The organism is Myxococcus sp. CA039A (genome assembly GCF_013336645.1).
In the GTDB taxonomy this organism is placed as follows: Bacteria; Myxococcota; Myxococcia; order Myxococcales; family Myxococcaceae; genus Myxococcus; species Myxococcus llanfairpwllgwyngyllgogerychwyrndrobwllllantysiliogogogochensis.
The window spans coordinates 1-452 of the sequence record NZ_JABUMQ010000770.1 but is presented as its reverse complement, the minus strand read 5'-3'; the positions used below and the strand labels follow the sequence as shown (position 1 = coordinate 452).

The window sequence follows — 452 nt, the reverse complement described above, 5'->3', positions numbered from 1 at the left end:
GTGGATCGCCGGCAAGCCCTGCCCAGGGTTGTGCGGATGCACGGTGATCATCTTGGTGATGGCGATGTCGGCGTTGGACGCGGGCATCAGCAACAGACTGCCCCCGCCCGCCACGGGCATCACAAGGCGGGCCGGCGCCAGGGCACGGCCTGCGCGCGCGTCGCGCAACACCTGGGCGATGGCATCGGCCAAGGCGGCATACGGCAAGCGGGCTGCCGTGGTGGCAGCGTCGAGGGTCTCCAGCATCGGGCTCCCGCAGCGGAAGAAACGTCGGACGGACTTATGCAGCAGCGCGGCGCGGCGGCGGTGTGCGGCGCGTGAGCAATCCCGCGCTGATGAGCAGCTGCGCAGCGGCGTAACTCCACCAGATCGCCAGCTCGTGGTCGGTGAACGGAAAGACGAACACGCTGATGCCGATCATCGCGTCGGAAGCTGCAAACGCGAGTGCGCCC

The 452-nt window shown here is 68.8% G+C and carries 2 protein-coding genes; both read right to left on the bottom strand.

Annotation, left to right across the window (positions count from 1 at the left end):
• Positions 1-246 (bottom strand): hypothetical protein (locus HR086_RS47510; protein ID WP_217442264.1); only part of this gene is annotated, 246 nt, incomplete at its 3' end.
• 34 nt (positions 247-280) lie between these two features.
• The coding region (locus HR086_RS50065; protein WP_217442265.1) for a lysoplasmalogenase family protein at positions 281-452 on the bottom strand (172 nt) is incomplete at its 5' end.